At 69.8% G+C, this 12,137-nt stretch carries 14 protein-coding genes; 10 read left to right on the forward strand and 4 right to left on the reverse strand.

Going from position 1 to position 12,137, the window contains the following annotated elements:
* Positions 1-218 precede the first annotated feature (218 nt).
* The gene (locus WH85_RS54285; protein WP_425394697.1) at positions 219-509 is read left to right on the forward strand and encodes a peptidase inhibitor family I36 protein; all 291 of its coding nucleotides are present in this window, start codon (positions 219-221) and stop codon (positions 507-509) included.
* On the opposite strand, the gene WH85_RS44550 is transcribed toward WH85_RS54285, so the two are convergent.
* Positions 504-998 carry an SHOCT domain-containing protein gene (locus WH85_RS44550; RefSeq protein ID WP_045748270.1) on the reverse strand — a complete coding sequence of 165 codons (495 nt, stop codon included), beginning with the start codon at positions 996-998 and terminating at the stop codon, positions 504-506. The genes WH85_RS54285 and WH85_RS44550 overlap by 6 nt on opposite strands.
* Positions 999-1,018: 20 nt before the next feature.
* A complete protein-coding gene (locus tag WH85_RS44555; RefSeq protein ID WP_245674367.1) occupies positions 1,019-3,376 on the reverse strand; it encodes an ATP-binding cassette domain-containing protein in 2,358 nt (785 codons plus the stop codon).
* A gap of 62 nt (positions 3,377-3,438) precedes the next feature.
* Here WH85_RS44555 and WH85_RS44560 point away from each other — a divergent pair, with 62 nt between their 5' ends.
* The 6 genes from WH85_RS44560 (at position 3,439) to WH85_RS44585 (ending at position 7,369) form a co-directional block, all read left to right on the forward strand.
* On the forward strand, positions 3,439-4,116 hold the full coding sequence (locus WH85_RS44560; protein ID WP_211275640.1) for a DUF2332 family protein: 678 nt from the start codon (positions 3,439-3,441) through the stop codon (positions 4,114-4,116).
* A 4-nt stretch (positions 4,117-4,120) separates the two neighbouring features.
* The gene (locus WH85_RS44565) at positions 4,121-4,915 is read left to right on the forward strand and encodes an SAM-dependent methyltransferase (RefSeq protein ID WP_045748273.1); all 795 of its coding nucleotides are present in this window, start codon (positions 4,121-4,123) and stop codon (positions 4,913-4,915) included.
* Between the two features lie 117 nt (positions 4,916-5,032).
* Positions 5,033-5,605 carry a hypothetical protein gene (locus tag WH85_RS44570; RefSeq protein WP_045748274.1) on the forward strand — a complete coding sequence of 191 codons (573 nt, stop codon included), beginning with the start codon at positions 5,033-5,035 and terminating at the stop codon, positions 5,603-5,605.
* Positions 5,602-5,952 (forward strand): DUF952 domain-containing protein, encoded by a 351-nt coding sequence (locus tag WH85_RS44575; protein ID WP_045748275.1) that lies wholly within the window; start codon positions 5,602-5,604, stop codon positions 5,950-5,952. Before WH85_RS44570 ends, WH85_RS44575 begins: the two co-directional genes overlap by 4 nt.
* 134 nt (positions 5,953-6,086) lie before the next feature.
* Positions 6,087-6,551 carry a helix-turn-helix domain-containing protein gene (locus tag WH85_RS54290; protein ID WP_045748276.1) on the forward strand — a complete coding sequence of 155 codons (465 nt, stop codon included), beginning with the start codon at positions 6,087-6,089 and terminating at the stop codon, positions 6,549-6,551.
* Positions 6,548-7,369, forward strand: a complete 822-nt coding sequence (locus tag WH85_RS44585; protein ID WP_211275641.1) for an XRE family transcriptional regulator — start codon at positions 6,548-6,550, stop codon at positions 7,367-7,369. Before WH85_RS54290 ends, WH85_RS44585 begins: the two co-directional genes overlap by 4 nt.
* 312 nt (positions 7,370-7,681) lie before the next feature.
* On the opposite strand, the gene WH85_RS44590 is transcribed toward WH85_RS44585, so the two are convergent.
* Positions 7,682-8,068 (reverse strand): RidA family protein, encoded by a 387-nt coding sequence (locus WH85_RS44590; RefSeq protein WP_045748277.1) that lies wholly within the window; start codon positions 8,066-8,068, stop codon positions 7,682-7,684.
* 111 nt (positions 8,069-8,179) lie between these two features.
* Between WH85_RS44590 and WH85_RS44595 the strand changes: the two genes are divergently transcribed.
* The 3 genes from WH85_RS44595 (at position 8,180) to WH85_RS44605 (ending at position 10,677) form a co-directional block, all read left to right on the forward strand.
* Positions 8,180-8,662 carry a DUF3592 domain-containing protein gene (locus WH85_RS44595; RefSeq protein ID WP_045748278.1) on the forward strand — a complete coding sequence of 161 codons (483 nt, stop codon included), beginning with the start codon at positions 8,180-8,182 and terminating at the stop codon, positions 8,660-8,662.
* Between the two features lie 114 nt (positions 8,663-8,776).
* Positions 8,777-9,814 carry a LacI family DNA-binding transcriptional regulator gene (locus WH85_RS44600; RefSeq protein WP_157411608.1) on the forward strand — a complete coding sequence of 346 codons (1,038 nt, stop codon included), beginning with the start codon at positions 8,777-8,779 and terminating at the stop codon, positions 9,812-9,814.
* Positions 9,815-9,852: 38 nt separating this feature from the next.
* Positions 9,853-10,677 carry a DUF72 domain-containing protein gene (locus WH85_RS44605; protein ID WP_211275642.1) on the forward strand — a complete coding sequence of 275 codons (825 nt, stop codon included), beginning with the start codon at positions 9,853-9,855 and terminating at the stop codon, positions 10,675-10,677.
* A gap of 64 nt (positions 10,678-10,741) precedes the next feature.
* Here the strand turns inward: WH85_RS44605 and WH85_RS53945 are convergent, their stop codons facing one another.
* Positions 10,742-10,873: a hypothetical protein gene (locus WH85_RS53945; protein WP_281179158.1), complete on the reverse strand. Its 132-nt coding sequence runs from the start codon at positions 10,871-10,873 to the stop codon at positions 10,742-10,744.
* Positions 10,874-12,137: the final 1,264 nt, after the last annotated feature.

The following is a 12,137-nucleotide window of genomic DNA, read 5'->3' on the forward strand; positions in this document are numbered from 1 at the left end:
CTGGTGGTGGTTTTGTGGGCCGCGTAGAGCCACTGGCGACGGCTGGGTGGGCTCGGCCGTCGTCGACGGTGGTGTAGGTGGTTCGGGGCAGACCGTGGGCGACGGCTGGGTGGGCTCGGCCGTCGGTGGTGGTGGTTTCGAGTGCTTTCTTCCAAGGGGACTGGAAAATGGCAGTAGGGGTGGCGGCGTCCAGCGTGGCGGCTTGAGCAGGCCTCCTGATCGGCGTCACTCCTGCTCAAGCCGGTGTCGAGCGGTGCGAGCTTCATCCGAATCGCCTGTGCGGATGGGCCGGAGCCAGTTACACCGGCTATTTCGCCGGCTACGACGTACCGCTTGACATCGCCTGTCATCCCATCGGTACCTACCCGAGAGCCGGCAAGAATCGGACCCGGTACAACGTTCGGTACTACAGCAATGCCAACTGCACGGGTGGCTACGCGACCGTCAACTCCGGCATTCAGGTCTATGACCTCGGATTCAACGCCCGCAGTCTGAAACGCCTCTCATAGCAGTCCGGCCTTCTTCGCGGCGTACTCCTCGTCGGTCAGCACACCCGCAGCGTGCAGGTCGGCGAGGTGCCGCAGCAGGGTGGCGTCGGCGTCGCTCACCGGGCCGGCCTCGAGGCGGGACTGGATCGTCTCGGCCAGCAGCGCGCCGATCGCCCGGTCGGCGCTGAAGTCGAACGTGCCGCCGGACCAGGTGATCTCGACGGTGCAGCGGAGCAGGCCGGGCCGGAACCCGACCCGGCTCACGTCGGTCAGCGGGATGCTCTCCCGGCCGGCCTCGGCGCCGATCAGCCCGCCGACCTGGCCGGTGCTGACCAGGTCCAGGCGTTCCGGGTGCACGACCAGGTAGAGGTTGGTGCCGGCGACCAGGCTGTGGCCGACCGCCAGCGCGCCGAGCACGTCGACGCCGGCCCGGTCGGCTTTCGCCCGGATCTGCGCCGCCTTGGCCTCGACCTCGGCGGCGGTCGGCGCTGTCCTGGAGAACCATCCCACGTGGGGCACGGTAGCAGCGGTCAGCCGGTCACGTACTCGGCGAGGTGTTGCCCGGTCAGGGTGGAACCGTCGGCGATCAGGTCGGCGGGGGTTCCCTGGAAGACGACCTTGCCGCCGTCGTGTCCCGCGCCCGGGCCCAGGTCGATGATCCAGTCGGCGTGGGCCATCACCGCCTGGTGGTGCTCGATGACGATCACCGACTTGCCGGCGTCGACCAGCCGGTCCAGCAGGCCCAGCAGCTGTTCGACGTCGGCCAGGTGCAGGCCGGTGGTCGGCTCGTCGAGGATGTACACGCTGCCCGCCCCGCCCATGTGGGTGGCCAGCTTGAGGCGCTGCCGCTCACCGCCGGAGAGCGTGGTCAGCGGCTGGCCGATGGTCAGGTAGCCCAGGCCGACCTGGGTGAGCCGCTCCAGGATCTTGTGGGCGGCGGGGAGCTTGCCGTCGCCGGTGGCGAAGAATCCCTCGGCCTCGGCCACCGGCATGGTCAGGACCTCGCTGATGTCCTTGCCGCCGAACTTGTAGCCCAGCACCGCCGCGTCGAACCGGCGGCCCTCGCACAGCTCGCAGGGGGTGGCCACGCCGGCCATCATCCCCAGGTCGGTGTAGATCACCCCGGCGCCGTTGCAGCTCGGGCAGGCGCCCTCCGAGTTCGGGCTGAACAGCGCCGGCTTGACCGCGTTGACCTTGGCGAAGGCTTTGCGGATCGGTTCCAGCAGTCCGGTGTACGTGGCCGGATTGCTGCGCCGCGACCCCCGGATGGCGCCCTGGTCGATCGCGATGACGCCGTCGCGTCCCGCCACCGAGCCGTGGATCAGCGAGCTCTTGCCCGAGCCGGCGACCCCGGTGACCACCACCAGCACCCCGAGCGGGACGTCCACGTTCACGTTGCGCAGGTTGTGCGTGGCGGCCTTGCGGATCGGCAGCGTGCCGGACGGCTTGCGGACGGTGGCCTTGACCGTGGACCGGTCGTCGAGGTGCCGGCCGGTCAGGGTGCCGCTGGCGCGCAGGGCGTCGACCGTACCCTCGAAGACCACCTCGCCACCGGCGGAACCGGCCCGCGGACCGAGGTCGACGACGTGGTCGGCGATCACGATCGCCTCCGGTTTGTGCTCCACCACCAGGACCGTGTTGCCCTTGTCCCGCAGTTGCAGGAGCAGTTCGTTCATCCGCTGGATGTCGTGCGGGTGCAGGCCGATGGTGGGCTCGTCGAAGACGTACGTGACGTCGGTCAGCGCCGACCCCAGGTGCCGGATCATCTTGGTGCGCTGCGCCTCGCCGCCGGAGAGCGTGCCCGCCGACCGGTCCAGCGACAGGTAGCCGAGGCCGATCTCGACGAACGAGTCCAGGGTGTGCCGCAGCTTCTCCAACAGCGGCGCCACCGACGGTTCCTGGTAGGCGCGCACCCACGCGGCCAGGTCGTTGATCTGCATCGCGCACAGGTCGGCGATGTTCCTACCCTTGATCTTCGAGGAGCGGGCCAGTTCGCTGAGCCGGGTGCCTCCGCAGTCCGGGCAGGCGCTGAAGGTGATCACCCGTTCGACGAAGGCGCGGATGTGCGGCTGCATCGCGTCCACGTCCTTGGCCAGGAACGACTTCTGGATCTGCGGGATCAGACCCAGGTAGGTCAGGTTGATCCCCTCCACTTTGATCTTGGTAGCTTCCTTGTAGAGCAGGTCGTTCAGTTCCTTCTTGGTGAACTTGCCGATCGGCTTGTCCGGGTCGAACCAGCCGCAGCCCCGGAAGATCCGGCCGGACCAGCCGTCCATGCTGAAACCCGGAACGGTCAGTGCGCCCTCGTTCAGTGACTTCGTCTCGTCGTAGAGCTGCGTCAGGTCGAAATCGGTCACCGAGCCGCGGCCCTCGCACCGGGAACACATCCCGCCGACGAGGTTGAAGGTGCGCCGCTCCTTGACCGTCACCCCGGCCTTCTCGGTGGTGACCGCCCCCGCCCCGGAGACCGAGGCGACGTTGAAACTGAACGCCTGCGACGACCCGATGTACGGCTTGCCCAGCCGGGAGAACAGGATCCGCAGCATCGCGTTCGCGTCGGTGGCCGTGCCGACCGTCGAGCGCGGATCCGAGCCCATCCGCTCCTGATCCACGATGATCGCCGTGGTCAGGCCCTCGAGGACGTCCACGTCCGGCCGGGCCAGCGACGGCATGAACCCCTGCACGAACGCGCTGTACGTCTCGTTGATCATCCGCTGTGACTCGGCGGCGATGGTCCCGAACACCAGCGAACTCTTGCCCGACCCGGACACCCCGGTGAACACCGTCAGACGGCGTTTCGGGATCTCGACGCTGACGTCCTTCAGGTTGTTCACCCGCGCGCCGTGCACCCGGATGAGATCGTGACTGTCGGCGACATGGCTGCTCATGCCCGCCATGCTAGGTGCGCGCGGCGCCCGGGACTTCTCGATTCGTGATCGGCTTTGCGACTATGACGGCTGTGATCACCGCGGATGTCTACACCGAGTTCGCCGCCCGCGAGGCCGCCGGATCGTCGCCCGCCTATCAGGCCCTCGCCACGGCGGTCGCGGCCGACGACCGTCTCCTCGCGCTCCTGGACACGCTGCCGGCCGCCAAGCGGCAGCCGAACCTGCTGTTCGCCGTGGTCCGCTACCTGGACGGGCCGGTCGACGACGTCACCCGGTTCCTGACCTTCGCCGTGGACGACTGGCCGAGGATCGCCGACGCGGCCTGGCTCCAGGCGCTGGTCTGGCCGGAGCACGACGCACGGCGTACCCGGCAGAGTGCCGCCGCCCGGACCGCCGCCGCCGACCCAGCCAGGCTGATCCGCGGCGACCTCGCCGATGCCCTCCCGGCTCTGGCGGCGCAGGCGCCCACCGACGCCACCCTGGTCGTCTTCCACACCTCGGTGCTCTACCAGGTTCCGGCCGAGCGCCGGGAGATCTTCCTTTCTCTGGTACGCGAAACGCCCTGCCAGTGGCTCTCGATCGAGGTTCCGGAAGTCCTGGACCAGTGGGAACTCCCGCCACCGCCGGCGCCGACCCTGCACAACGTCCTGTCGCTCAACGGGGAGCCGCTCGCCTGGGCCCGCCCACACGGCGACGCCCTTCACTGGTTCGGACCGGTCCACAACGGACCCCTATCCTGATCGGGTGGACTCCTCGATCGACAGCATGGTGGCCCATCCCGCCCGCCGCTACGACTACTGGCTGGGCGGGAAGGACAACTTCGAGGCCGACCGTGCCTCCGCCCGCGAGATCGAGAAACGGATGCCGACGATCCGGGTCGCCGTCCACGAGAACCGCTGGTTCCTGCACCGGGCCGTCCGCCACCTCGCCGGCCTGGGCATCCGCCAGTTCCTGGACATCGGCAGCGGCATCCCCACCTCACCCAACACCCACGAGGTGGCCCAGCAGGGCGCACCGTCGTCGCACGTCGTCTACGTGGACAACGACCCGATGGTGCTCACCCACGCCCGTGCCCTGCTGGCGAGCGACCCGCGCGGCCGCACCGCGTACCTGCAGGCCGACCTGCGGGACCCGGCGAGCATCCTGGCCGACCCGGAACTGCGCGCCACCCTGGACCTGAACCAGCCGGTCGCCCTGCTGCTGATCGCCGTCGTCCACTTCCTGCGCGACGCCGACGACCCGCGTGCGATCGTGGCCGCGCTGGTGGACGCCCTGCCACCGGGCAGCTTTGTGGTGGCCAGCCACGGCACCGACGAGTACATGCCGGCGGAACAGTCGGCGGCGCTGCGGGCGGTGGCCGACGCCCAGTCCCAGATCCGCACCGGCACTGAGTTCGCCGAGATCTTCCAGCACCCGCGTCTGGAACTGCTCGCGCCGGGCGTCCAGTCGGTGGCCTCGTGGTGGCCGGAGCAGGCACCGCAGCCCCGGCCACCGGTCGACCAGGTCGCCTTCAACGCCCTGCTGGCCCGGGTGAAGTAGCGCCTTCTCGGCGAGGGATGCCGTCGGGCCCTTGCCCTCACCGCCGCTCACCATCGGTGGCCGTCGCCTGTCGTGCGGCGGCTACCATGCGGGTTCCGAGCGTCAGGAGTCCCGCCGGTGACAACGTACGCCGACTTCCGTGCCGCCCTGCGAACCCGGCCGGTCACCGAACCGCCGGCACCGTGGCGGGTCCGGCCCACCCGGATCGGCGGCGTCACCGGGGTGGGCTTCGCGCCCGGCTCGGACCTGCTGGTGGTGCTCTCCCACAACGGTGTCGGCGTGTTCGACCCGGACACCGCCCGTACGGTGGCCCGCGAGGATGACGACGACACGTTCGGTGACCACTACCCGGTGGCGGTGGCCGGCATCGGTCCGTTCGAAGGCCGGCGGATTTCGCTGGCTGGGCTGTGGGGTGGCGGCCTGCGCACCTTCACGTCTGATGGCTGGCGGGTCGCGGTGGTCGCGCCGGACTGGCCCGGGGAGAAGGTGGTCCTGGTCCCGCCGGGCGGTGCGGATCCGGTTGCCGATCCGGCGGCGGCGCTGGTCATCCACGACGGCGATCCGGTCCGGGCGGCCGGCTTCTCCGACTCGGGACGCGTCCTGGTGGTGGCCACGTCCAGCCTGCACCTGTGGGTCCGTCCATCGTCGGGACGTGACTTCGTGGTCGGATCCGATACCGTCGCGGGGTGACGCAGCTTCTCCACATCACCGAGCGGTCGAGCTGGGAGGCCGCCGCCGACTCGGGCCTCTACCGGATGTCGACCCGGGGCGTGTCGCTCGACGAGCAGGGCTTCATCCACTGTTCCCTGCCGTACCAGCTGCGGACGGTCGCCGAGTACGTCTACGGCGACGCCGCCGACGACCTGGTGGTGCTGGTCATCGACAGCGAGCTCCTCGAGTCGCCAGTGAAGTACGAGGCCCCGGAGCCGGGCGCCGCCGAGTTCCCGCACATCTACGGTCCGGTGCCGACCGCCGCGGTGACCGAGGTCGTTCCGGTCGTCCGCGATGCTCAGGGGCGCATGCTGCTGCCCGAGTGACCGACGTCGTTCCGGTCATCGGACCAGTGCCTTCACGGCGCCGACTGTGGGCGTGCAACGGCCCGGCCAGGGGCATGCAACTGACGGTACAGGGATGTACCACCGCGGGTGGGCGGTCGGGTTAGCGTCCGGGCATGACGCCACGAGTCAGCGGTGACCCCCGGATCGGCGAGCGCATCAAGGTCCGCCGTCAGCTGCGGGGATGGAGCATCAGGTACGCGGCCAGCCGCGCCGGGATATCGCACGCCACCTGGAGCCGGATCGAGCGGGGACGGCAGGCGGCCGACAACCGGTTCATGCTGGCGGACGTCGCCGCGGCGCTGGACTGCCCGCCGGACGAGCTGACCGGGGTGCCGGTGACGGCGGGCGACCGGGAGGCGACGGCCGCGAACCTGGGGGTGCACGCGGTGCGGCAGGCGCTCGTCGACATCGACCTGCGCGATCCGCACGGTGAGCCGATCGGCCGGCTTGGGTATGACGGTGACTCGAGTGCGGTCGGTGACGGGCCCGGGGGAGCGGGACATCAGCCGCGAGCCGGTGCCGTTTGCGGAACTCGTCCGAACGGCCGCGCTGGTGGACACCTTGCGGCAGGCGTGTGACCTACGCGGGGGCGGCCCGTCTGCTGCCGTCGTTGCTGCGGGGACTGCACGCGGCTACGGCCGGGCCGTCCCGTGCCGACGCGCTGCGGCTGCTCTGCGACGCAGCCTTCATCGCCTCCTCGGTGCTGCGCAACCTCGGCCGTCCGGCGGACGCGTGGCTGGGTGCCGAGCGATGCCGGGATGCGGCCGAGGCCGCCGAGGACCAGGTCATGATGGGGTACGCGGCCTATGCGCGCGCGACGGCGGCGGCTGCCTGCGGCTCGTACCATCGAAGTTTGAAGCTGGCCGGACGCGCGGTGGACGAGCTTCGCGGGGTGGGTGCGCCCGGTGCGGCGGAGGTGCTGGGATCGCTGCAACTGGTGTGCGCGACGGGCAGTCGCGGACTGCACCGGACGCAGGAGAGCCGGGCCTGGGCGGACGAGGCGGCCGCGCTCGCCGGGCGGACCGGGGAGACGACCGTGAAGGGGCTGTACTTCGGACCCACGAACGTGGCGATCTGGCGGGTCGCGATCGAGGTGGACGGCGGGGACCCGGGCCGGGCCGTGGAGATCGCCCGCACCGTGGATCCGTCGGTGCTGCCGGTGAGCTTCCGACAGGTGTTCTATTTCGCGGATACCGCGCGGGCGCTGGCGCGGGTTCGTGGCCAGGACCGGGCGGCGATCCGGTACCTGCTGACGGCCGAACGGCTGGCGCCCCAGCACGTGCACACGTCGGTGACGGCCCGCGAGACGGCGCGGGCGCTGCTGGAGCGCTCGGTCCGGCGGGCCGGCGGTTCGGAGTTGCGCGGCTTGGCGGAGCGCCTCCGCATCAGCGCCTGAGTAGACACCTTCGCAGTCAGGGTCTGCCTGTGTGGTGATTTGGGGCGCGCTGACCACCCGTATTCACCACGCCCCCACGGGTGTGGTGACTTGGGGCGTCCAGCGCGCCCGTATTCACCACGCCCCCACGGGTGTGGTGATTTGGGGCGTGCAGTGCGCCCGTATTCAACACGCCGCCACGGGTGTGGTGAATTCGGGCGTCCAGCGCGCCCGAAATCACCACGCGGACGGGCTTCGCACCCTGACCACGAAACATGTCTACCGGTCGTGGTGGCGGGTGTCCGACTGGTGGGCGAACTGTGCGGCAGCGGATCAGAGGTCGAGCACGGCCTCCGCCTCGATCTCGATCTTCATCCGGGGGTCCAGCAGACCGGCGACCATCATCGTGGCGGCTGGCCGGACCTCGCCGAACCAGCGGCGCAGCACCGGCCCGCACGCCGCGAAGTCGGTGCCGTCCGGAAGCAGGTACCGCACCCGAACCACGTCGGCGATCGAACCGCCGGCCTCCCGCAGCGCCGCGTCGATCGTGGTCAGGCACTGGTCGGCCTGCTCGGCGACGTCGTCGGAGATGGTCATCGTGGCGTAGTCGAAACCGGTCGTACCGGAGACGTACACACGATCGCCGACGACCACGGCACGGGCGTACGCATAGGTCTCCTCGTAGTCGGAACCGCTGCTGATCACCCGTCGTCGTGTCATGAACGGCGACGCTACCGGGCGGCGACGGCGGTACTCGCGTCGCGTACCCCCAAGGACATTGACTTTGATCGTCATCATGTGACGGTGAGACATGATCCTCCAGTCCGGTTCGTGCAACCGGAAGGCCCGAACTGGGCCCAACCGATCACCGCGCTGGTGGCCGTCCTGCTGATCGCCGGCGGGATCGCCCTGGCGGCCGCGGTGATCGACTTCAAGGTCGACGACGCGGCGAAGGCCGAACGCCTGCGCCGGGAGAGGGCGCCGGTGGCGGCGACGCTCGGGCACTACCACCGGAGCTCGCGCGGGCGGAGCTCCACGGTGCGGGTGCAGTACGAGTACGGCGGGCAGATCCTGAGCACCGAAGTGGCCTGCGACGTCCGCGCCCAGTGCGATCCGGAGCGGACAACCGCGGACCTGCCGATCTTCGTCGACCGGGCCTCGCCGCGGGAGGTGGTCACCGTGCTGGGCGACACCGACGACTCGCTACGCTGGCTGAATCACTGGAACTGGCTGACGCCGGCCGTGCTGCTGATTGCTGTCGGCGGACTGGCCGGGTTCATCTGGTTCCACAAACGCCGGGGCACCGCGGTGTGAAATGTTTCAGTGACGTGGGACGCTATGGGCGCGTTGTCACAGCGTCACGCACCTATCATTTGATATGACGTTTCAATGCCACGGTCCGCTATTCGGTCGCGAAGGGGAGTCCCGGTGAGTCAGCCGTCGCGCAACGGCCGCGCGCCCTCGGTCAAAGACGTCGCGAAAGCCGCAGGCGTGTCACTCGGCACGGTGTCGAACGTGCTCAACCGCCCGGCGGTGGTCAGCACGATCACCCGGGAACGCGTCGAGCGCGCCATGGCCGACCTGGGATTCGTGCGCAACGAGAGCGCCCGCCAGCTGCGGGCCGGGACGAGCCGGGCGCTCGCCTACGTGATGCTCGACGGCGGCAACCCGTTCTTCCACGACGTCGCCGAAGGCATCGAGACCGCCGCCGAAGCAGCCGACCTGTCACTGTTCGTCTGCAACAGCAACGGCCGGCCCGAACGCGAGGCCAAACACATCGACCGCCTGATCCAGCAGCGCGTCCAAGGCATCCTGATCACCCCGGCCGACCCGGACGCCGCGCACCTCGAGGAGATCGCCCGGCGGGGCATCCCGTTCGTGATGGTCGACCGGTTCAGCAGCTCCGGCGGCCACTGCTCCGTTGCCGTCGACGACGTCCTCGGCGGCCGGATCGCCGTCGAGCACCTGATCGATCGCGGCCATCAGCGGGTGGCGTTCGTCGGTGGCCCGGCGAGCATCGGCCAAGTACGGGAACGGTTGCAGGGCGCGCGGGCGGTATGGGCCGAGTTCGGCCTGCCCGAAGAGGACCTGATCCACGTACCGACCGAGGCGCTGACCGTCAACGAGGGCCGCTCCGCGGGCGAACGGCTGGCCGGCCTGCCCAGCCGGCGCCGGCCGACCGCGGCGTTCTGCGCCAACGACCTGCTCGCGCTGGGACTCCTGCAGCACGCGGTCACGGCCGGCCTTCGCGTCCCCGATGACCTGGCCATCGTCGGTTTCGACGACATCGACTTCGCGGCCGCGGCGGCGGTGCCGCTGACGTCGGTCCGCCAGCCCCGGCAGGAACTGGGCCGGACCGCGGCGCGCCTGGTCCTCGACGAGGCCACCAACCCGGAGCACATCCACGAGCAGGCTACTTTTGTGCCTGCATTGGTGGCCCGGGCCTCGACCGTCCGGCGGAGTTGACACGGGGAGTGGCGGTGCGCCTGCACGTCGGATGTGCGATGTGGAACCTGAAATCGTGGCAGGGGCGATTCGTCCCCGGGGCGGGTCCGTTCACCGCCGGGGATCGGCTCCGGGCGTACTCCGGCTGGTGCAATGCCGTGGAAGGCAACACGACTTTCTATGCGACGCCGACGCGGGAAACGGTGCAAGGCTGGGCCGCGAGCGTCGGGCCGGACTTCCGCTTCATCCTGAAGATTCCGAAAGTGATCACGCACGAGCGCCGGCTCACGGACTTCGACGACCCGCTGCGGGTGTTCCTCGACGCGATCGAACCCCTCGGCGACCGCGCGTCCACCCTGTGGATCCAACTGCCCGGCTCGTTCGCCCCGGCCGACCTGCCGGTACTGGCCCGGTTCCTGCGATCGATGCCGTCGGGCCGGCGGTACGCGGTCGAAGTACGGCATCCGGCGTTCTTCGACGACCCGCGGGCATTGGAAGCGGTGCTGGCCGGAGTCGGTGCGGAATGGGTGCCGTTCGACACGACGACGTTCTTCACCGCCCCGCCGACGAGCGACGGCGAACGCGACGCGTGGAACAAGAAGCCGCGCATGCCGTTGCGGACCCGCGCCCTCACGGACCGGCCGATCGTCCGCTACCTCGGCCGCGACGACACGACCGTGACGGTCGAAGGCTGGCAGCGGTGGGTTCGGGCGGTGGCGTCGTGGCTCCGCGAAGGACGCACGCCGACCGTTTTCGTACACACGCCGGACAATGCGGATGCGCCCGAGTTGTGCCGCCGTTTTCATGACGAGGTGCGCGCTTTGGTGCCGTCCTTGGAGCCGTTGCCGACGCCCGAGCCGATAGGTCCGCTGACCCTTTTCTAAGCTTTCCCTTGGTACGGTCACCCGCCCGTCCCGAATTTTGACCCGCAATCCGGCATGGTTCCGCTCACGACGGTGACAGGATCCGGTCGCGGTGTTCGCGGTGTTCGCGGTGTTCGCGGTGTTCGCGGTGTTCGCGGTGTTCGCGGTGTTCGCGGTGTTCGGGGGTGGGGCGGTGGGGCGGCCCGTTCGCGGTCATCACGGTGGTGAGAGCACCCGATCAGGGTGGTCGAGGGGGTGAGCGCGCCCGATGGCGGCGGTCGAGGCGGTGAATGCACCCGATCGCGGCGCTCACGGTGGTAGGCGCACCCGATCGTGGTGGCCACAGTGGTAAACGCACCCGATCATGTCATCGGGTGCGCAGACCTGCCGTTTTCGGTGGGTGTCCGTTCCCGGTGGCATGATCGGGTGCGCCCACCGCCTCGCCGCTTCACGGCCTCATCGCTTCACAGCTCCATCGTTCCGATCTCGGTAGTTGTGGCGTCGGGCGTGCCGGATCAGGTTTGTCGGGGACGGTGGCAGCGCCCGATCGCGCTTGTCGGGGGCGGTGGCAGCGCCCGATCACGGTTGTCGGGGCAGTAGCAGCACCCGATCATCTCGTTGGGGGCGCTTGCCCGCCGTTTCCGGCGGGTGTCTGCACCCGATCTCGTGATCGGGTGCAGCTACCGCCCAACCGCTCTGATCCCGGTGGGCCTGGGCGGTGTGTCACCTGAGGGGTGGGTTCTGGGGCGGTGAGGGCACCCGATGGTGGTGCCTCTGGGCGGCAAGCGCACTCGATGACGGTGTCCCGGGGCGGCAAGCGCACCTGATGGTGGTGCCTCGAGGCGGTGAGGGCACCCGATGGCGGTGCCCTGGGGCGGCAAGCGCACCTGATGGTGGTGCCTCGGGGCGGTGAGGGCACCCGATGGCGGTGCCCCGGGGCGGCAGGCGCACCCGATCATGTCGTTGGGTGCGGGTGCCTGCCGTTTTCGGGCGGTCGCCGCACCCGATCGCTTGATCGGGTGCCCCCGCTCGGCGGGCACGGCCGAATTTCGCCGGCTTGGTGTCGGCAACTTCCGCGCTGTGGTGTTCAGTGCGATGTGGTCAGTTCTTGTGAGGGTTGAGGGCGCGGTCCGGCATGTCGACCCGTGATCGGGCGTAACCGACTCACCGTGATCGGGACGTCACCGCGACGAAAGTCCTAGATCTGGGGATTCATCCCATTAATCTCATCGGCCTGCCACTGGACCACCATGGTCGGGGTGGTGGGCGCACCCGATCTGATTTGCCATCGCAGCTCTGGGCGCGTTCAACCCGGTCGTCGCGCCGTGGGTGCTTCGATTGAAGGCCATTGAAACGGGAGGACACGGAGCGGAGCAGGGCGGAACGTGGTCGGGCAGGTCCGGGCAGGTCCGGGCAGGTCCGGGCAGGTCCGGGCAGGGCCGGGCAGGGCCGAGTGGGGCCAGGTGGGGACGGAGACGGGT

Origin of the sequence: Actinoplanes rectilineatus (genome assembly GCF_000962825.1) — a bacterium.
Lineage (GTDB): Bacteria > Actinomycetota > Actinomycetes > Mycobacteriales > Micromonosporaceae > Actinoplanes > Actinoplanes rectilineatus.